The following is a 20,090-nucleotide window of genomic DNA, read 5'->3' as shown; positions in this document are numbered from 1 at the left end:
TTTGATAATCGTTGTTTACTCTTATTTAGTTTTTAGGGTATAAATTAAACTTTATATCTAAACCCATTATCTGGTGATGATGGCGAGAAGGTCACACCTGTTCCCATACCGAACACAGCAGTTAAGCTTCTCAGCGCCGATGGTAGTTGGGGCATTGCCCCTGTGAGAGTAGGACGTTGCCAGGCAATAGTAAACCAAGAGATGATTATATCATTTCTTGGTTTTTTTGTTTTCCTTATAATAAAACTGTAAGAGTATTTAGTTTAAATAATTACCCTCATAACATATTTGTGGAGTTCATAGTTAGTTACTATATAAAGTCTTTAACTTAACAATAGGGATAGAGATTTTTTTCATGTGATCAAGGGCTTTGAATTAGAAATTTGAAAACCAAACATTTCAATCATCTATAACAGATCATAAAAAAGCGCACCCTTGGGTGCGCTTTACTAAAATTTATGACATTCCAAATGGTCCTAGCTTTTGAGTGTTTCCTCCGCCTTTGCCACCCATTCCTGCCATAAAAGGAACCATCTTAGAAATGGTTTGGCCAAGGTTTTGGTTGTTTCTTTGCATCGTATAGTAGGTTGCTGCACCTATTCCAACAGAAGCGAGAATTGGCAACCATTTTCCTTTTGTTTGCACTCGAAATCAACCCTTTCTTCATGCCATAATTTTGTCCCCAATACAGTATTAGAATCCCCGGAGATCTAAAAAAAATAAGAGGAATCAAATACCAGTAGAAGATGCCTCAAAAGCAGCATTCATACCTGCAAGTCTGCCTGTTACTAATGCTGAAGTGATGTTATATCCTCCTGTATAGCCATGTATATCTAAAATCTCCCCACAGAAATATAACCTTTCCATAACTTTCGATTGCATCGTATTTGGAACAATTTCTTTAGTAGACACTCCACCACCTGTAACAAAGGCCTTTTCTAGTGGTAATGATCCACTGACAGTAAATGTGAAGTTTTTAAAGTCCTTTACAATTGAGCGGATTGTATCTTTTCCAACATTTGCCCCTTTTTGATCTTCTGATACATGATTTTTATCGAGAACAAAACTTAAAAAACGCTCAGGAACGATGCCTTTTAATAAGTTTTTTATAGCCCTTTTCGGGTTTTCTTCAATAGATGTAAGGATATCTTGGTAAAGTTGTTCTTCATGTTTTTCTGGTAATGCATCCAGGTGCATGGTTACTAGCTTTTTACCTTTCATAAATTCCTTCACAACAAATTGAGAGCAACGTAAAACTGCTGGCCCGGAGACACCAAAATGAGTGAAAATCATATCCATTTTATGAGTAATGATTGGTTTGTTTTTGTCGTTCCAAACAGAAAGCTCGATACTTCTTAATGAAAGACCTTGGAGTTTTTTTTGTTTAATAAATTCCTCATTTGATGTTAAGGCTACTTCTGTTGGATATAATTCAGTTATCGTATGTCCTGCTTTTTTTGCCCAGGCATATCCATCACCAGTTGATCCAGTATGTGGAACAGCTTTACCTCCAGCTGCAATAACTAAGGATTTAGTAATCATTTTTTCGCCATTTTCTAAGATTATGGTGTGTTGATTTTCCCCATAATGTACTGCTTTAACAGGTGTATTTATCTCAACTGTTACATTTAGCTCATCCATTTTATTAAGTAGAGCATTTACAACATCTTTAGCAGAATTGGATACTGGGAACATTCGACCATGATCCTCTTCTTTCAGAGCAACTCCCAAGCCCTCAAAAAAGTCGATAATATCATAATTATTAAAGACAGAAAATGCACTATATAAGAATCGACCATTCCCTGGGATGTGCTTGATCACTTCATCCTGTGGTAAACGATTGGTTACATTACATCGTCCACCACCTGAAATGGCTAGTTTTTTGCCTAATTTATTCCCTTTTTCAATTAGTAATGTCTTTGCCCCGTGTTCCGCTGCTGCGATAGAGGCCATTAAACCAGAGGGACCGCCTCCGATTACTACTACGTCATAGTTCAACTTATTCATTCCTTTCAAATGTATATTTTATCACTTCCTAGTAGCTGTGCTCAATTTTTAGCCATAAAACTATAATATATTTCGAAATGTATATAATTGTTAGCTGGGGTTATCCATGGAACTGGTAGTGTGATAAAATAGGCTTAATGTAGTATTTTAATCAAAGATGCAGGTGAAAAAATGTCGAAGTCAACAATAGTAAGAGGAGCTTTTCTGTTAACAGCAGCCTCGTTTTTATCCAAATTTCTAGGGATGATATATATCATTCCTTTTAATGCGATGGTAGGAGAGGCAGGAATAGCTTTATATTCGTATGCCTATATACCGTATAGTATATTAATAACAGTCGCCACAGTGGGAATACCACTTGCAGTTTCAAAATTTGTTTCTAAGTATAATTCTTTAGGGGACTATTATACTGGAATGCGAATGTTTAAAACAGGTATATCAATTATGGGATTAACTGGTGTGATTGCTTTCTTAGCATTGTTTTTCAGTGCAGAATTAATCGCCAATCAAATAATTGCGGATGATGATTCACATAATAGTGTAAAAGACGTTACAATGGTTATTCGAATGGTTAGTTTTGCTTTAATAATAACCCCTTCCATGAGTATTTTTAGAGGTTTTTTTCAAGGGAACCAGTCAATGGGACCAACCGCAGTATCCCAGGTAATCGAACAAGTAGCACGTATTATATTCTTGTTAGTAGCGGCATTTCTCATTATTTATATTTTTGATGGTAATACAAATACAGCGGTAGGTTTTGCCACTTTTGCAGCTTTTATAGGTGCTATTGCTTCTCTAATAGTACTATTTATTTATTGGAAAAAGCGTAAACCACATATCGATAAGCATATTGCACATCAGGAAACAGTGCATGATATTCCAAAGAAAGAATTGTTTAGTGAATTGTTCCGATATGCTGGACCATTTGTGATTGTATCTATTGCAATTCCTGTTTTTCAGCTAGTGGATACATTTACATTTAATAGAGCGATGACTGCTATTGAATTAGGAGAGGTAAGTGAAGCATTATTTGCTGCAATTTATTCTCTTGGACATAAGTTAGTGATCATCCCTGTTACTATTGCAACAGGTCTTTCTCTTGCTGTAATGCCAGTATTAACTTCTTCATTTACACAGGGTAACCGGCCGCAGCTTGTAAACCAAATTACTCAAGCGTTACAAATCATCTTAGTGCTTGTTATACCAGCATCTTTTGGTCTCTCCATTCTTTCTACTGAGGCATATGGAACGTTGTATGGAGGACTTAAAAATGATTTCGTGCTAGAAGCTGGTTCATTACTAGGTTGGTATGCTCCTGTTGGAATCTTGTTTGCATTACTTAGTGTTACAGCTGCTATTCTACAAGGAATCAACCAACAAAATCATGCGGTTATCAATCTATGTGCAGGAATTTTATTTAAAATTTTATTTAATATCCAACTGATTCATATGTTTGGTGCAAAAGGCTCCATTTTTGCAACCGCAATAGGGTTAAGTATTGCCGTGATATTAAATTTCATTCGTATCAAAGTAACCATAGAGTATCCATTTAAGCAGTTGATAAAGCGAACGATATTAATACTTATCTTTGTAGTAATAATGGGAACAGTAATCTTTATCATGAAAATAATCGTAGGCGCCATATTCTCTTATGAAGATACTAGATTAGGTTTAGCCATTATGTTAACACTTGGTGTGATGTTCGGAGGATATGTATACCTTTGGTTTGCTTATAAGTCAACATTATTGGAACGTGTATTTGGAGAACGTGCACGTAAACTAGGTAAGATATTTCGGTAGGTCCTAGAGGTGATGAAATGAGATTAGATAAATTACTAGCTAACATGGGACATGGTTCTCGTAAAGATGTAAAGACACTTGTTAAAAAGAAACGTGTTACAGTGAACGATAGCTTAGTGAAGGATAGTGGTATGAAAATCGTTCCAGAGAAAGACATGGTTAAGGTAGACGGAACGCTCGTCGAATATAAGCCGTTTATTTATCTCATGATGAATAAACCACCTGGTTATATCTCTGCAACAGAAGATCGTCATGATAAGACGGTAGTGGATATCTTATCACCTGATCATCAACACTATAAACCATTCCCTGTTGGAAGATTGGATAAAGATACGGAAGGTCTCCTATTATTAACCAATGATGGGCGACTGGCTCATCAATTACTTTCACCGAAGAAAGATGTTGAAAAAACATATTATGCTCGAATATCGGGCATTGTAACGGATAAAGATGTAGAAGCATTTGCAAGTGGATTAACGTTAGACGATGGCTATGAAGCAAAACCAGCCAAGTTACGAATCATTTCATCAGGTGAACAGTCAGAGATTGAAGTAGTAATTACGGAAGGTAAGTTTCATCAAGTAAAACGGATGTTTGAGGCTGTAGGAAAAAAGGTTGTTTATTTAAAGCGATTAAATATGGGAGAGCTAACATTGGACGAGTTACTTGGACTTGGGGAGTACCGTGAATTAAATCCGGAAGAACTTAACTATTGTCAATCGATTAAGTGAGGGATCTATATGGGAAAAACGCCACATTTCTTTATTGCGATACCTGTGGAAGAAAACCTTAGTGAAGAATTTGCGAACTGGCAGGATAATCTAAAACAAAAACTCTCTTACAAGGTTTGGCCACACCGAAAGGATCTCCATATTACATTAAAATTTTTGGGGGCAGTCGAAGAAAACCAATTAACAGACTTGCGGGAGGCTTTAAAGTCGATTTCACACCCAGCTTTAACTTTAACTGTTGGAACAATCGGTACGTTTGGTAAGCATGATAGTCCTCGTGTATTATGGGCTGGAGTAACTAAAACGGATCAGTTAGAGGATTTATACAAAAAGGTAGAGATAGCAGCGACTAGTGTCCGTTTCCCTAAAGAGAACCGACCATATAAACCTCATATCACACTAGCAAAGAAGTGGACTGGTTCATCTCCCCATACTGCGGTTCTACCGGAAATCAAAGAAAACTATACTATGAGAGAATACCAAATGAATGTAGAAGAATTTGTTTTGTATCAAATTTTCCCTTCCAAATCACCTAAGTATGAAAGAGTGGAAACTTATCGGTTAAAAGGGGGTAATTAGTTGGCCCAGTTAATTAAGCTTCAAAATTACATTACGAGATATGAATGGGATATGTATCGATATCCTAGTCAATTCATACGGTTAAAACAAGATAATTGGAAAAAGCTTCATTATTTATGGAGTAACCAAGAGCCAATATCCAATATAACAATGGAAGAAGAATCACCCAAAAAGAACAAATGGAACTTTTTAAGAAAAAGGGAGAAGGAGACGTTTTTTGATGAGTCAGAAAGGGAAGAAACGTTACCAAATACAGAAGAGGGATTAAAGCATTATTTCTTAGATTATATTGTACAATTCCAATTTAAATGGGCGACCTCGACACTTTCTAATGTTTCCTTTGTAGAACGAAAATACCATACTGATGAACTTCTTCACTATTTTTTAAAACGTTTTCCAGATACGTATTTACTCATGTATTATCCTATATTTGAGATTAGAAATGCGCCTGTTGAGGGAGAAATCATGCTCATAAGCCCAATAGGAATTGAGATAATTTATGTACTTGAAGAGTCCCCAAATACTATTATCTCAGCTTCTGATGAAAGAAGTTGGGTGTTTGATAATGGTGATCAGACGACGAAAAAATTAAGTCCAATCTTTGCCTTGAAGCGGACGGAAAAAATCATTAAAGGAATAATGGAAAAGCATCACATTTCATTTCCTATTCATAAGGTGGTCCTTTCTCGTACGAATCTGATAAACTGTCTTTCTGCACCATATAAAACTAGAATTGTAGGCAAACACGAATATGATAGTTGGTTTCAAGAGAAACGGTCACTTATTTCTCCGCTAAAAAATGGTCAACTGAAATCTGCGGAGGCTTTACTCAAGCACTGTCAATCCTCTTATGTGAAACGACCTGAGTGGGAAGAGGAAGATTCTACTAGCTTTATGATGGAAGACGAGGATTAATGCTATGTATATCTTTATTGTTAATCCAGTATCAGGTAATGGGCGAGGTTTGAAGGTTTTCCGTAAGTTAATGAAAAGTAAAGTCTATCAGCAGATGGACGCCAAGTATTATCTTACGGAATTTCCAGGGCATGCAGAGAAAATAGCTAAACTAGTAGTTCAAGAAGAGAATGTAAAAGCAATAGTAATTATCGGGGGAGACGGCACCGTTCACGAGGTTATAAATGGTATGGGAGACTCTCCAATTCCAATTAGCTTTATCCCAGGAGGTTCTGGGAATGACTTTCGACGTGGAAGTGGCATAAAAGGCTCTTCCGTAGAAATTTTAAATCGAGTAATCAAGGGTGAAAATCTACTAAACTATTGGAAAGGCAACTACCATATCGACAATATAACGAAGCGGCAGTTTATAAATAGTATGGGATTCGGTTTTGATGCTGAAGTTGCAAAACATGCAAATCAATCCGTTTATAAAAATTTCTTTAATAAATTCCATCTAGGAACATTGAGTTATTGTATTGCACTTATTCATGTATTATTAAGGTTTAAACCATTTATAGCAGAACTCAAACTTGATGGAAAAAAGGAAATAATTACGGACTGTTGGATGGTAACAATTGCTAATCATCCATACTATGGTGGTGGAATGAAAATAATTCCTACTGCTAAAATTGAACCTAACAATATGCCCATACTGATCATACATGGTATTTCAAAGTGGAAAGTATTAGGTTTGTTTTTAACCGTATTTATAGGGAAACATATTACTTTCAAAGAAGTAGATCTATTACAGGTAGAAAATTTGTCTGTAAACGCTAATAAGAGAATCTATTATCAGGTGGACGGTCAAACAGGTTCCTGTGAAACCTGCACTATTGTTAAAAATAAGAAACACATCCAAATAATGGGCTCCAATTTTTAGCAATAAATGATAAAGACACCTTGAAATTAATCCTTATATTCGATAATCTATTAACATGTCTGTATTTTTACATGAATTTATTGGTGATTTGGGGAATGAATGATGGAATGGTTTCAACGAGTTTTAGGTGACGAATGGGAAATAACGCCTGCTGGTGGCTTAACTGGGGAGGCTTATTTTGCAAAGAAGGAATCAAAGCAACTATTTTTAAAGCGTAATTCATCACCTTTTCTTGCTGTATTATCAGCTGAGGGAATCGTGCCAAAATTGGTTTGGACGAAACGATTAAATAACGGTGATGTTATTACGGCTCAAAAGTGGTTAAAGGGAAGGGAATTAAGACCAGCTGAAATGCAAAATCAATGTGTAGCTGATCTGCTTCACAAAATTCACCATTCCACTGAGCTATTGCATATGCTCCTCCGTTTAGGAAAAAAGCCTATAACTGCTGATGATTATTTTCTATCCATCCAAAGTCGATTACAAGAAAATCGAATCCAGAATTCATCGATTGAAATAAAGGATGCTCTGATTTATTTAGAAAATTACTTGCCTATTGCTAGGCAGGAACGTCAAACAGTTTGTCACGGAGATATGAACCACCATAACTTACTATTAACAGAAGCGGAGCAATTATTTTTAATAGATTGGGACAATGCAATGATTGCTGATCCAATAGCCGATTATGGAAAGGTACTTAATTCCTATATACCAAAAGAAAACTGGAAGGAATGGTTAAAACAATATGGAATCGAGCTTGATAAACCGTTTCTAATCCGAATGTACTGGTATTTAATAATTGATTCGCTATCGTTTTTAGCATTCCATTTTGAAAGACAGGAACTTGATAAGTATAATGAATTGCTTATATCTTTAAAAGAGCTAAATTTTCAAATGAGACTATTGTAAATTTGTTTGTTCGATTGCACTAATCCAGCTATCAATATTATTTTTATTTGTAACGATATGTTCTTCTTGATTCTGAACACTTTCACCTTGCCGACCATAATTATAAATTTCTGGTAAGAGCTGCAGCAGTTGTTCATTCGTAATTTTGTTATTTGCCATCATTGATTTTACTAATCGTTTAATTTGTTGGTACTCGGAAACTTGTGCACAGCACTCCGATTGTTGTTCATCTAAAATATCTAATAGTAATTCTAGTTGATGATTTACTGTTAATGACATGTGAATTCACCTCACAGAATAGTATTCGATATTTAAATTAAAATATGTAAGAGTAGCAGAAAGAGGTGTCTGATTTTGCGTCAGCGAAATAAACCTTGGGCGGACGATTTCTTGCGAGTAAATACGCATCTCGTAATTCCTAACCCAAGTGAACATAATAAAAGATGGTCAGAAGTTTTTGGGAATGACAACCCGATCCATGTTGAGGTCGGTACTGGAAAAGGCCAATTCATTGTAGGGATGGCTAAGCAGTATCCTCATATAAACTTTATTGGTATTGAGCTTTCTAAAAGCGTAATCGTAACTGCTGCAGAAAAGGTTCAAGAGTCAGGACAAGAAAATATCCGACTAATTCAAGAAAATGCAGAGAATTTACTGGAACTATTTGCGGAGAATGAAGTATCAACCTTATATTTAAACTTCTCAGATCCATGGCCGAAAAATAAACATGAAAAGAGAAGATTAACCTTCCGAAAATTTTTAACGTTGTATGAGACGGTATTAAAGCCAAATGGTGAACTAATATTTAAAACGGATAATCGTGGACTTTTCGAATATTCATTAGTTAGTTTTTCTGGATATCGTATGTTTTTACAAGAAGTTAGTCTTGACTTGCATAAGGATCATGATCCAGAAAATGTAATGACTGAGTATGAAGAAAAATTTTCTGCGAAGGGTCAACCAATCTATCGCTGTAAGGCTGTTTTCCAAGGAGAATAACGATGAAGGGGGGAGACCCTCTTTTTTTCTTTCTAAATGGTAGCGTTTGCAAGAATATTGGGCGTTCGTTAAACTATAATTATGCATGGGAATAAGGGGGAGTTTCAGATGGAACGATTACAGGTAGGTCGTGCAAAGTTAAGTTGGCTGAATGGAGGAGTCAATCATTTAGACGGAGGGGCAATGTTTGGAGTAGTTCCAAAAGCATTGTGGAGCAGGAATTACCCTTCTAATGATAAGAATCAAATAGAATTAAGAACAGATCCTATCTTACTACAATTAGACAACAAGAATATTGTAATTGATTCAGGTATTGGAAATGGTAAGTTGACCGATAAACAGAAGAGAAACTTTGGCGTGTTCGAGGAATCATCGATTGATGCTTCTTTAGCAGAACTAAATTTGACGACAGATGACATTGATTTGGTCCTAATGACACATTTACATTTCGATCATGCCTGTGGGTTAACTATTGAAACTAATCAAGGCTATCGTTCTGTTTTTAAGAATGCCGTAATTTATGCTTCTGATGTGGAATGGAATGAAATGCAGAATCCTAATATCCGTTCTGTAAATACATATTGGGAAGAGAACTGGAAAGCAATTAAAGATCAAGTACAACCGTTTTCAGGTGAAATTGAGGTCTTATCTGGTTTGAGAATGATACATACAGGTGGCCATAGTGATGGACACGCAATCATCGTTTTTGAGGAAGATGAAGACTGCTTTATACATATGGCAGATATTATGCCTACAAATGCTCATCAAAATAAACTGTGGGCAATGGCTTATGATGATTATCCAGTTACTTCTGTCCATCAGAAGGAAAGGTGGATGAACTATGGGTATGAGAAAAATGCATGGTATACCTTTTATCATGATGCCTATTATCGTGCGATTAAATATAATGAGGCGGGCGATCGATTAAAAGTGGTGGAGAGAAAGAGATAAGTTCTCGAAGATGATATTAGTAAGGAGGGTCTGACCCCTAAAAAACAACATGTTGTGATTGTTGTTTTTTAGGGGTCAGACCCTCTGTGCACTACCTAACATTAAACAGATTCCACGACGTCAATTACTGCGCCAGTCTCAGCATCTGCATAGAATTCATATTGTTTATTCTGACCATCAATACTCCGGGTAACACCACCACGATAAGCATTGTATTGCAAACCATTTTTTTCAATTGTTTCTGGTTTCATATAAATCCAAGAGCCACTGATTGGACCATGTTTTTTAAATGTCTCTTTTGCGTTCTTTAATGCCTTTTCAGGTGTTATATTTTGATATTGTTCTATCTGTTGCTTTGCTAAGTATCCTGCTGCAAACCCAACACCTGCAGCTAGTGCTGCTTTTTTCCAACTCATAACGTTTCACCTCATGCATTAACATTTTCTTTTTATCATTAATCTAATTTTTAGTATACCGTAAAAAAAGGAAAATAGAAAATATAAATGTGAGATGCAAGAATTGTGGAAACAATCGAGACCTTTCGTTATACTTAAGAGTAAGCTTAGAAGATGGAGGGTTACATATGAATAAGGAAACATTGGAACTATTTAGAACCTTAACCGAATTACAAGGTGCACCTGGAAATGAACACCCAGTACGTGCATTTATGAAAAGTGAACTTGAAAAGTATTCAGACGAGATCATTCAGGATAATCTGGGTGGCGTGTTTGGTGTTAAAAAAGGAACAGGCCCTCGTGTTATGGTAGCAGGACATATGGATGAAGTTGGATTTATGGTTACACAGATAACCAAAAAAGGACTTATTCGCTTCCAGACATTAGGTGGCTGGTGGAGTCAAGTATTACTAGCGCAGCGTGTGCAAATCATGACCGATAATGGTCCGGTTATAGGGGTTATTAGCTCTATTCCTCCACATAACTTAACGGAAGAACAACGAAAAAAACCAATGGATATGAAAAATATGCTGATTGATATCGGTGCAGATGACAAAGAAGATGCAGAAAAAATCGGTATTAAGCCGGGTCAAACCATTGTTCCAGTTAGCCCATTCACACCAATGGCAAATGAAAAGAAAATCTTAGCAAAAGCATGGGATAATCGTTATGGTTGTGGTCTATCTATTGAACTATTAAAGGAATTACAAAATGAAACGTTACCGAATCAATTATTCTCTGGGGCTACTGTCCAAGAAGAGGTAGGATTAAGAGGAGCAAAAGTTGCTGCTAATATGATTAACCCAGATATCTTTTATGCATTAGATGCCTCACCAGCAAATGATATTACTGGTAGCGATAGTGAATTCGGACAGCTAGGTAAAGGAGCATTGCTACGTATCTTTGATCGTTCGATGATTACCCATCGTGGCATGAGAGAATTTGTATTAGACACAGCAGAATCAAATAATATTCCATATCAATACTTCATTTCTCAAGGTGGAACGGATGCAGGTAGTGTTCATCTATCAGGTAATGGTGTACCATCTGCAGTAGTTGGTATATGTTCCAGATACATTCATACATCAGCATCCATTATTCATGTAGATGATTATGCGGCAGCAAAAGAGCTATTAGTTAAATTAGTAAAATCAACGGATCAAAATGCAGTAGATATGATTCGTAAACAGTAATCGATAAACAGCTGCTCTTTTCTTGAGCGGCTGTTTTTTTATCATATAGGAGGGACTGTCCCTCTGTGAAGGAGTTAACATATGAAAATTATTGTAGGGTCTAAGAATCAAACAAAAGTTTATGCGGTTCAGGATGTCTTCTCTGGTCTGGATGTATCAGGAGTAGATGTACCTTCTCAAGTATCCGCACAACCGTTTTCTGATGAGGAAACAATGCAAGGTGCAATTAATCGGGCAAAGCAATGTGCAGAGATTGATAGAGATACTGTAGGAATCGGCTTGGAAGGTGGCGTAATGTATGTTGCTGATAAGCTCTACTTATGTAACTGGGGTGCTTTAGTTACGCCTGAGAAGGAAGTCTTTGCTGCAAGTGGAGCCAGGGTTCTATTACCAAAGGAAATTGAGGAAGAATTAAAAAAAGGAATAGAACTTGGGAATATTATGGATCAATATGCAAAGAGAAATGAGGTATCAAAGAAAGAGGGAGCAATCGGGATATTTACAAATGATCGCCTATCTCGACAAGAAATGTTTGCTCAGGTGGTTACACTATTAAAAGGCCAGTGGGAATATTGGGGTAGAAAATAGGAGGGGACTCCCCCTCCATTTATTCATAAATATAGGATAGTACTTCAATCGCCTGATCTACTGTTTCAACAGTTACGTTCGCCTTATTAGATAATTCCTTTAGTGGGTGAATTAAATTTTCAGGACGAATGATTATTGTTGGTTTATTCAATGCAATTGCAGTACTAGCATCCATTGCTGTATTCCACTGCTTATATTTCTCTCCGAACAATGCAATAACAACATCGGATTTTTGCATTAAAACTTGAGTCCGGAAATTATTAATACTTGATGCAGCATCATCTTTATAATAATTACTCGGCTGTTTACCTAATACAGCTTCACCGATATCGTCTGAACGATCATGGTTTGTTTGTGGTCCAACAAATTTTAATAGCAGCTTTTTATCCCTAGCTTTATTAACAATTTCTTCACGCCAATTATCGTGAATTTGACCGGCTAAATATACGATAAGTTCCATTTAAATTTACCTCCTAAGAATGGATATGGTAATTTAATAGTATCGAATTAGAGAGCAAATGAAAAGAGAACAACTGTTTTCTACTTGAAATATCTTGATTTAGTAGTAAGATTAAAGAAGAATATATAGGTCTAAAGTAGGGGGAAAAACAGAATATGTCTAGAACATCATATATAGTTAGCGCCTTGTTAATACTTTTTATCATTATTATTAGTATATTTAGTTATAGATCTGAAGAATCGGTAATGATCCAAGCTGGTGTAACTGCGGAAAAAACTTTTTTCAGTGAGGATATACCAGAAGATAATTATCAGGGCGAACACTTCACCTTCTATCTACCAAATCCTATGGAAGTTGAAGAAGTTGATAACTTTAATGCAATAATAGAGTATGGTGATCAGACGCTAATTGTCTTTTATAATACATTAGAAGATGACCTTAGCCAGTTGAATTTTAATGCTGCGAAAACGGATGATGCAGTACTACTTGAGACGTTTACAGATGATGAGAAGTTTGGATATATTCGCTTACTTCCTGAAGGTAAGGACGAAGAATATGAAATTCAAGTTGGTGTTGGAGGGGTTAAGGTAACCACCTATACGACAAAAGGTGAAGTTATTACTGACTCAGAAAACCTCATGAAGATGGCTTTATCTATAGTAAAGTAGAATCAAGCTAGCACTTAGTTGCTAGCTTTTGTCATGATATTAAAGAGTGAAATAGTTGAACCTAAAACCAATCATAGCTATCATTAGAGGATAAAGGCAATGAGAAGCCAAGTTGCCAAAGAATAGTAGGGGGCTTTTTTATGAAAATGACAAGTCTTAAAATGAAAAAGATTTTAGAAGAAAGGCTGTCAGATTCTAATTTTAGTACAACATATAGTAGAGAGAAGGATTCTCTACGTGTGGAGTGGAAAGACTCAAAACAAGGTGTTACGATTAAACTTCCAAATATCATTGGTAAATACAATCAACGTGGTGACCAAGCGATAGATGAAATAGTTGAACATATAACGGAATCACTACGAATTATGAATCAGGCGTATCAGTTGGCAGGAATGGAGAAAAATATTTTCCCAGTCATTCGTGCCACTTCATTCCCAACCAAGGCGAAGTCAGGTAATGAACTTATTTATAAGGATCATACAGCCGAGACAAGAATCTTTTATGCTTTGGACTTAGGAAAGTCCTATCGCTTAATTGACCAGGTGATGTTAGATAAAGATGGTTGGACACTGAAACAAGTGGATGAGATAGCTACGTTTAATCTAAGATCATTGGAAAATAATTATAAAGTAGATACAGTTGCTGATAATGATTTTTACTTTTTTGCGAAACAAGACGGTTACGATGCTAGTCGTCTATTAAATGATTCATTGTTAGAAAGTATTAAATCTAAAAGCAAAGGGGAGCTGACTGCAGCTGTCCCACATCAAGACGTACTTATCATGGCGGATATTCGAAATAAAACGGGTTATGATATTCTTGCCCAAATGACGATGAAGTTCTTTGCGGAAGGTAGGATTCCTATTACCTCATTGCCATTTATATATGAAGATAATAAGTTGACACCGATATTTGTTCTAGCTAAAAATAGACCTGAAAAAGAAAATAAATAAGGAAAGAGTGAGTTTAATGGACGTTTTTTATAATCCTACTGGAATTGGTGATGTTTTAATCATCCCGTTAGAAGATGCAACTGATCGTTATGAGGTTAACCGTGAAACATACGGACCAATAACAAAGATTATGAATAGTAGTGATCAAAAAGTATTAGGATACAATATTTTTGATGCATCAAAACACTTAGACTTAACAAAGACTGGAAAAATAGAACTTAACAAGGAATTACTCGACGTTATTAAGAAACTTTTTAAAGAAAATCAATTGGAGGATTCACTTGATTTTGATCTTAGTCCTAAATTTGTGGTCGGATATGTTATGGAAAAAGAGCAGCATGAGAATGCTGATAAGTTAAGTGTTTGTAAAGTAGATGTAGGAGAAGGAAAGGTGCTACAAATTGTTTGTGGTGCACCGAATGTTGATCAAGGGCAGAAGGTTGTAGTAGCTAAGGTCGGTGCAACGATGCCTAGTGGTTTACGAATAAAACCAACTGAGCTTAGGGGAGTACCATCCATAGGAATGATTTGTTCGCAGAAAGAACTAGGCTTACCAAATGCTCCACAAGAAAAAGGAATCTATGTATTAGATGATTCTTATACAGTTGGCGAAGCTTTTCCTGTATAATAGAAAGCAACCTGTGTTTTTTTAAACTGGGTTGCTTTTTCAATATTTGTTAATCCTTTGTTACGTAATGCTTTGTAGAGGGCTTACCAAAAGTCACTACTGTGTGAGTATATAGGAACAGCAAGATAGACATGAAAATTATAAAATCAATAAAGGAACAGAAAGAAATGAGTGAATACTATGTGGGATAAGTGGAAGAAAAAGTTAGAAAATTTCATTTGGAAAGAAGTAGATGAAGAAGACTATCAAGAATTTCAACAACAAAGTCAAGAATCTCACAAGGATATTAAAACAAGGATAGTTTATCAGTATCCATATAATAATTCGTACCATATTCCACAGGTAACGGAACAGAAGAAAGAGATTGGAAGGCCGAGTCTTGATATTGACACGCCAGCATATCTTCGTAAAGGGAATAGGCAATCACTTCCTAAACAACCAACCATGGAGCAAGTGGAGCCAAGTCAGACTTCTACGGAAAGAAAAAGACCATTTGAAAGGACAGATGTCCCTTCACCAATTTATGGTTTTCGTAACAGGACACCTGAAAAGGGCGTAGGTTCTGTACCAGCTTATTTACGTAAACAGCAAAGGATAGAAAAGGTTGAATCGACTCACACAATAACAAAGGCAAATTTGAGTGAGGAAAATGAATTATTGAAATCTAGTAATCTAGAATCTACTCCTTCTGAGATCGATCCTGTTGAATCAGCAGTGGTTGAGAATACGAAAGTGTTAAATAATGTGGAAACAACTAATGAAGTAACACAGGTACATCCCTCTGAACAGAAACCATCTGAGGAAGATATCGTACAGCTTAACACAAAACAGTCAACCACTACTCCGAAGACAAGAGCAGATTACAAAAAACAAAATAATATCCCCTATAATGTCATGATGACACCAGCGGATAAACAAAAAATTCTACATAAGAGTTCTGAGCAAAAAGAACCAGCAAGGATAGAGAAGATATCCTCTGATGCTGGTACAAAGGATACAACAGTTCCAAGGCATCTCTTAAATGATCCTGTACCAAAGAGTAATCTAAATGACCAATGGATCTTAGATCAACAACAATTATTAGAACAAACGTTAAAACACTTCCATGTTCGTGCGCGTGTTGTGAATGCAACACAAGGCCCTGCAGTTACTAGATTTGAAGTACAACCTGAACTAGGTGTTAAAGTTAGCAAGGTGAAAAATCTTAGTGATGACTTAAAGCTGAATATGTCTGCTAAAGATATTCGAATCGAAGCACCAATTCCTGGGAAGAACACGATTGGAATTGAAGTTCCGAATCCTTCTTCTCAAATAGTAGGACTTCAAGAGATAATTGGCTCAGATTCATTTTCGAATAGTAGTTCACCACTTACTATTGCTTTAGGTTTGAATATTGAAGGTGTGCCTGTCGTGACAAACATTCAAAAAATGCCACACGGCTTAATAGCTGGTGCAACGGGGTCTGGAAAGAGTGTATGTATCAATACAATTCTACTAAGTTTAATATATAAAGCTCATCACGAGGATGTGAAATTCTTACTGATTGATCCAAAGATGGTAGAATTGGCACCTTATAATGGTATACCGCATCTTGTTTCTCCAGTAATTACTGATGTCAAAGCAGCTACAGCTGCCTTGAAATGGGCTGTTAATGAGATGGAAGAACGATATGAGAAATTTGTTCAAGAAGGTGTACGCGATATTGAACGATACAACCAAAAAATCTTAAATCAAAATCGTACCCATGAAAAAATGCCTTTTATTATCGTTGTCATTGACGAATTAGCTGACCTCATGATGGTATCACCTCAAGATGTAGAGGATGCCATTAGTAGAATTGCACAAAAAGCACGAGCTTGTGGTATACATTTACTACTTGCAACACAACGCCCATCTGTTGATGTCTTAACAGGACTTATTAAAGCAAATATTCCTACTAGAATTGCTTTTAGTGTTTCTTCACAGATAGATTCTAGAACTATCATAGATACGGGTGGGGCTGAAAAGCTTTTAGGTAAAGGTGATATGCTGTTTGTTGAGAACGGTGCAGGGAAAAGTGTTCGACTTCAAGGACCTTTTGTATCTGATGAGGAAATTCATCGTGTAACTAACTACGTAAGTTCCATTGCAAAACCTAATTATCTATTTGAACAGGAAACATTGCTAAGGCAGTTTGAAGCGGACGAAGAGGAAGACGAGCTCTTAACCGAAGCACTTCAGTTCGTTTTTAATCAAAGTAGTGCAAGTACATCTCTATTACAGCGCCACTTTAAGATTGGATACAATCGAGCAGCTAGATTAATTGATACATTAGAAAATAAAGGTATTATATCTGGTCAAAATGGTAGTAAGCCTAGAGATGTTTTAATTACAAAAGCTGAATTAGAAGAACTATTATCCTAAATATCAAAGTACCAACTACTTGTTTTAAAAAATGGCTAGATATAAGATGAAATAGGGAATATATATAATAAGGAGAATAAAATGAAAGAGATAGAACAAAAACTAAATGGACAAATTGAACGGTTAACTAATAAAACATTTAAGTTTGATAAGCGTATTAAAGAGGGCTGGTTCTCGGCTGTATATTTTCTAAAGACGAAAGAAATTGTTGAGAAAAAGCTACCAAACAATCATGTAACCATGCAGTTTTTTCAAAAGAATGATGCAGTCCTTTGTGGAACTGACGAAGCGATCGCACTTGTGCATACTTTTGCTGATCACCCAGAACTTCTGGAAATACATTCACTTAAAGATGGGGATAAAATTAGCCCGTTTGAAACAGTGTTGACCATCTCTGGTCCATACCAAGAATTTGGATATTTAGAAGGTATTATTGATGGGATTTTAGCTAGAAGAACATCCATAGCAACAAATGTATATAATGTTGTAAAAGCGGCAAGGACGTCTGGTAAGCAAAAACCGGTTATTTTTATGGGAGACCGTGATGACCATTATACAACTCAAGCTGGCGATGGTTATGCGGCCTTTATTGGGGGATCAACTGCTCAAGCTACTCATGCCATGAATGAATGGTGGGGAAAAGAGGGCATGGGTACGATGCCACATGCAATGATTCAAATGTTTAAAGGTGATGTTGTCGCAGCAACTAAAGCTTACCATGAAGTATATCCAGAGGATGATCTAGTAGCCTTAGTCGATTACAATAATGATGTAATTACGGATTCATTGAAGGTTGCGCGTACATTTGGTGAAAAACTAAAAGGTGTTCGTTTAGATACATCTAAAACATTAGTGGATAAATATTTTCTTAGAAATCATCATGTAATGGGAACTTTTGACCCTAGAGGTGTCAATCCCGAGTTAGTGTTTGCATTACGTAAAGCACTAGATGAAAATGGATTTGACCATGTTGAAATTGTAGTTACAGGTGGTTTCACCGAAGAAAAAATAAGATATTTCGAATCTTTAGGTGTCCCAGTAAATACCTATGGAATAGGTAGGAGTCTGTTACAGCTTGATATTGGTTTTACTGGCGATAATGTGCTTCTGAATGGAGCTCCAGAAGCAAAGGACGGACGCAGGTACCGTCCAAATCCAAGATTAGAAAAAGTGGAGTATCGAAAAGCTGAATTAGTTACTGCTGAGTAGGACACAACCAAATTACTATTTTAATACCTATTGAGATTTGTTATAATAACTTAATGTTATTAGAATTAAATTAAGAGTAAGCCGCTTTGTGCTATTGGTCGGAAAGGCAAGCACATTCCGTGTTTTTCTCACACATATAGTTGGAGGTTCTTTTTTATGACAACTTACCATTTTATTGGTATTAAGGGTACTGGAATGAGTGCATTAGCTCAAATTCTCCATGACTCTGGAGAAAAAGTGCAAGGCTCAGATGTAGAAAAAAGATTTTTTACCCAGGATGCTCTTGAAGCGAAAAACATAACGATCTATCCTTTTTCAAAAGAAAATATAACAGATGATTTAACAATTATTGCTGGAAATGCATTCTCTGATGACCATGTTGAGATTCAAGAGGCAAAGCGTAAAGGACTAGTATATTACCGTTACCATGAATTCCTTGGAGAATGGCTAAAACAGTATACAAGTATCGCTGTTACTGGAGCTCACGGTAAAACCTCGACAACAGGCTTGCTTGCACATGTGTTAGATATGGAGTATCCAATTTCTTATTTAATAGGAGATGGAACCGGGAGAGGTCATGTAGATAGTAATTACTTCGTGTTTGAAGCCTGTGAGTATCGAAGACATTTCCTTAGCTACGAGCCTGATTATGCCATAATGACTAACATTGACTTTGATCACCCAGATTACTTCTCTAGTATCAATGATGTGTTTGATGCATTTCAATCTATGGCTGATAAAGTAAAAAAGGGAATTATTGCTTGTGGTGATGATGAAAAATTACAGCAGATTCAAGCCAAAGTTCCAGTAGTGTATTATGGATTCTCAGCATCAAATGATTTCCAAGCCCAAAATGTAAAAGAAACGGAGCAAGGAACAGAATTTGATGTATTTGTGCGCAATACTTACTATGATACGTTTACCATTCCGATGTATGGTAATCATCATGTATTAAATTCATTAGCTGTGATCGCAATTTGCCATTATGAAGGCATGGAAGCGGAATCAATGAAGCACCTTCACTCATTTAAAGGTGTTAAACGTCGATTTACAGAAAAGAGAGTTCATGACCAAATTATTATTGATGATTACGCACATCATCCAAGAGAGATTACAGCTACAATTGAATCTGCACGTAAGAAATATCCTGATAGAGAGATAGTCGCTATCTTTCAGCCGCATACCTTTACTAGAACAAAAACATTCTTACAAGAATTCGCAGATAGTTTAAATGATGCTGATGAAGTTTATCTATGTGAGATCTTTGCTTCTGCAAGGGAAGAAAGTGGTCAATTAACCATTCAGGATTTGGAAAAACTAATACCATCTAGCTCGATCTTAGAGTTAGAAGAAGTTGAAAAGTTAGCGAAACATGAAACTAGTGTGCTAATTTTTATGGGCGCTGGAGATATTCAAAAGTTTCAAAAAGCTTATGAGGAGTCATTAACTCCTAAAAAAGCCGAAAATGCATAAAATATTTCAACTAACTTAGGGGTCTGTTACTGTTGTAACAGACCCCTTTTACATCTATACATACTAATTCTCTTGGTGGTATTTGTAGTGTTTTCGATTAGTTATAGGAAAAATATGCATCTATTTGAAATTTCTACTACAAATCATTCGAATTTTATGATAGAAAAGCCTATAATGGAGATATACTAAAATAGAGAGTAAATCTAGTGCCAATGTTTAGATGTCGAATAATAGGGGAATCTCTAAT

21 protein-coding genes and 1 rRNA gene are annotated in these 20,090 nt (G+C 36.1%); 17 read left to right on the top strand and 5 right to left on the bottom strand.

Features of this window, described 5'->3' with window-relative positions:
• Positions 1 to 69: 69 nt before the first annotated feature.
• Positions 70 to 185: ribosomal RNA gene (rrf, locus tag TE34_RS12480) — 5S ribosomal RNA — on the top strand.
• Between the two features lie 271 nt (positions 186 to 456).
• Here the strand turns inward: rrf and TE34_RS12475 are convergent.
• The gene (locus TE34_RS12475; RefSeq protein WP_047985147.1) at positions 457 to 645 is read right to left on the bottom strand and encodes a hypothetical protein; all 189 of its coding nucleotides are present in this window, start codon (positions 643 to 645) and stop codon (positions 457 to 459) included.
• Positions 646 to 729: 84 nt separating this feature from the next.
• Positions 730 to 1,998, bottom strand: a complete 1,269-nt coding sequence (locus TE34_RS12470) for a BaiN/RdsA family NAD(P)/FAD-dependent oxidoreductase (protein ID WP_047985146.1) — start codon at positions 1,996 to 1,998, stop codon at positions 730 to 732.
• A 180-nt stretch (positions 1,999 to 2,178) separates the two neighbouring features.
• On the opposite strand from TE34_RS12470, the gene TE34_RS12465 reads away from it, so the two are divergent.
• The 6 genes from TE34_RS12465 to TE34_RS12440 all read left to right on the top strand — a co-directional run bounded on the left by TE34_RS12465 (position 2,179) and on the right by TE34_RS12440 (position 7,863).
• Complete coding sequence (locus tag TE34_RS12465) at positions 2,179 to 3,807, top strand: putative polysaccharide biosynthesis protein (RefSeq protein WP_047985145.1); 1,629 nt, start codon at positions 2,179 to 2,181, stop codon at positions 3,805 to 3,807.
• A gap of 17 nt (positions 3,808 to 3,824) precedes the next feature.
• A complete protein-coding gene (locus TE34_RS12460; RefSeq protein ID WP_047985144.1) occupies positions 3,825 to 4,538 on the top strand; it encodes a pseudouridine synthase in 714 nt (237 codons plus the stop codon).
• A 9-nt stretch (positions 4,539 to 4,547) separates the two neighbouring features.
• Entirely contained in the window at positions 4,548 to 5,117 is a 570-nt protein-coding gene (gene thpR, locus TE34_RS12455; RefSeq protein WP_047985143.1) for an RNA 2',3'-cyclic phosphodiesterase, read from the top strand.
• Positions 5,118 to 6,032, top strand: a complete 915-nt coding sequence (locus TE34_RS12450; RefSeq protein ID WP_047985142.1) for a hypothetical protein — start codon at positions 5,118 to 5,120, stop codon at positions 6,030 to 6,032.
• Between the two features lie 4 nt (positions 6,033 to 6,036).
• Entirely contained in the window at positions 6,037 to 6,954 is a 918-nt protein-coding gene (locus tag TE34_RS12445) for a diacylglycerol/lipid kinase family protein (RefSeq protein WP_047985141.1), read from the top strand.
• Positions 6,955 to 7,056: 102 nt separating this feature from the next.
• The gene (locus TE34_RS12440; protein ID WP_084710701.1) at positions 7,057 to 7,863 is read left to right on the top strand and encodes a phosphotransferase family protein; all 807 of its coding nucleotides are present in this window, start codon (positions 7,057 to 7,059) and stop codon (positions 7,861 to 7,863) included.
• On the opposite strand, the gene TE34_RS12435 is transcribed toward TE34_RS12440, so the two are convergent.
• Positions 7,855 to 8,142, bottom strand: a complete 288-nt coding sequence (locus tag TE34_RS12435) for a YtzH-like family protein (RefSeq protein WP_047985139.1) — start codon at positions 8,140 to 8,142, stop codon at positions 7,855 to 7,857. The genes TE34_RS12440 and TE34_RS12435 overlap by 9 nt on opposite strands.
• A gap of 75 nt (positions 8,143 to 8,217) precedes the next feature.
• Between TE34_RS12435 and trmB the strand changes: the two genes are divergently transcribed.
• Positions 8,218 to 8,862: a tRNA (guanosine(46)-N7)-methyltransferase TrmB gene (gene trmB, locus TE34_RS12430; protein WP_047985138.1), complete on the top strand. Its 645-nt coding sequence runs from the start codon at positions 8,218 to 8,220 to the stop codon at positions 8,860 to 8,862.
• A gap of 108 nt (positions 8,863 to 8,970) precedes the next feature.
• On the top strand, positions 8,971 to 9,813 hold the full coding sequence (locus TE34_RS12425; protein WP_047985137.1) for a YtnP family quorum-quenching lactonase: 843 nt from the start codon (positions 8,971 to 8,973) through the stop codon (positions 9,811 to 9,813).
• A 101-nt stretch (positions 9,814 to 9,914) separates the two neighbouring features.
• On the opposite strand, the gene TE34_RS12420 is transcribed toward TE34_RS12425, so the two are convergent.
• Positions 9,915 to 10,229 (bottom strand): PepSY domain-containing protein, encoded by a 315-nt coding sequence (locus TE34_RS12420; protein WP_047985136.1) that lies wholly within the window; start codon positions 10,227 to 10,229, stop codon positions 9,915 to 9,917.
• 167 nt (positions 10,230 to 10,396) lie between these two features.
• Here TE34_RS12420 and TE34_RS12415 point away from each other — a divergent pair, with 167 nt between their 5' ends.
• Both TE34_RS12415 and TE34_RS12410 read left to right on the top strand, forming a co-directional pair.
• Complete coding sequence (locus TE34_RS12415; RefSeq protein ID WP_047985135.1) at positions 10,397 to 11,461, top strand: M42 family metallopeptidase; 1,065 nt, start codon at positions 10,397 to 10,399, stop codon at positions 11,459 to 11,461.
• Between the two features lie 81 nt (positions 11,462 to 11,542).
• Positions 11,543 to 12,049 carry a DUF84 family protein gene (locus TE34_RS12410; RefSeq protein ID WP_047985134.1) on the top strand — a complete coding sequence of 169 codons (507 nt, stop codon included), beginning with the start codon at positions 11,543 to 11,545 and terminating at the stop codon, positions 12,047 to 12,049.
• 19 nt (positions 12,050 to 12,068) lie between these two features.
• On the opposite strand, the gene TE34_RS12405 is transcribed toward TE34_RS12410, so the two are convergent.
• Positions 12,069 to 12,509, bottom strand: a complete 441-nt coding sequence (locus TE34_RS12405; RefSeq protein WP_047985133.1) for a YtoQ family protein — start codon at positions 12,507 to 12,509, stop codon at positions 12,069 to 12,071.
• A gap of 155 nt (positions 12,510 to 12,664) precedes the next feature.
• Between TE34_RS12405 and TE34_RS12400 the strand changes: the two genes are divergently transcribed.
• From TE34_RS12400 to murC, 6 genes are all read left to right on the top strand, one after another.
• Complete coding sequence (locus tag TE34_RS12400) at positions 12,665 to 13,177, top strand: hypothetical protein (RefSeq protein ID WP_047985132.1); 513 nt, start codon at positions 12,665 to 12,667, stop codon at positions 13,175 to 13,177.
• A 140-nt stretch (positions 13,178 to 13,317) separates the two neighbouring features.
• Complete coding sequence (locus TE34_RS12395) at positions 13,318 to 14,130, top strand: DUF1444 domain-containing protein (RefSeq protein WP_047985131.1); 813 nt, start codon at positions 13,318 to 13,320, stop codon at positions 14,128 to 14,130.
• A 16-nt stretch (positions 14,131 to 14,146) separates the two neighbouring features.
• The gene (gene ytpR, locus TE34_RS12390; RefSeq protein ID WP_047985130.1) at positions 14,147 to 14,758 is read left to right on the top strand and encodes a YtpR family tRNA-binding protein; all 612 of its coding nucleotides are present in this window, start codon (positions 14,147 to 14,149) and stop codon (positions 14,756 to 14,758) included.
• A gap of 180 nt (positions 14,759 to 14,938) precedes the next feature.
• Positions 14,939 to 17,161, top strand: a complete 2,223-nt coding sequence (locus TE34_RS12385) for a DNA translocase FtsK (RefSeq protein ID WP_047985129.1) — start codon at positions 14,939 to 14,941, stop codon at positions 17,159 to 17,161.
• 81 nt (positions 17,162 to 17,242) lie between these two features.
• Positions 17,243 to 18,370 carry a nicotinate phosphoribosyltransferase gene (locus TE34_RS12380; RefSeq protein WP_047985128.1) on the top strand — a complete coding sequence of 376 codons (1,128 nt, stop codon included), beginning with the start codon at positions 17,243 to 17,245 and terminating at the stop codon, positions 18,368 to 18,370.
• Positions 18,371 to 18,526: 156 nt separating this feature from the next.
• The gene (murC, locus tag TE34_RS12375) at positions 18,527 to 19,843 is read left to right on the top strand and encodes a UDP-N-acetylmuramate--L-alanine ligase (protein WP_047985127.1); all 1,317 of its coding nucleotides are present in this window, start codon (positions 18,527 to 18,529) and stop codon (positions 19,841 to 19,843) included.
• The last annotated feature ends 247 nt before the right edge of the window (positions 19,844 to 20,090 follow it).

It is taken from the genome of Ornithinibacillus californiensis, from assembly GCF_001038485.1.
Lineage (GTDB): Bacteria > Bacillota > Bacilli > Bacillales > Amphibacillaceae > Ornithinibacillus > Ornithinibacillus californiensis.
The sequence above is the reverse complement of the archived record's forward strand: the minus strand, read 5'-3'. Positions and strand labels throughout refer to the sequence as shown.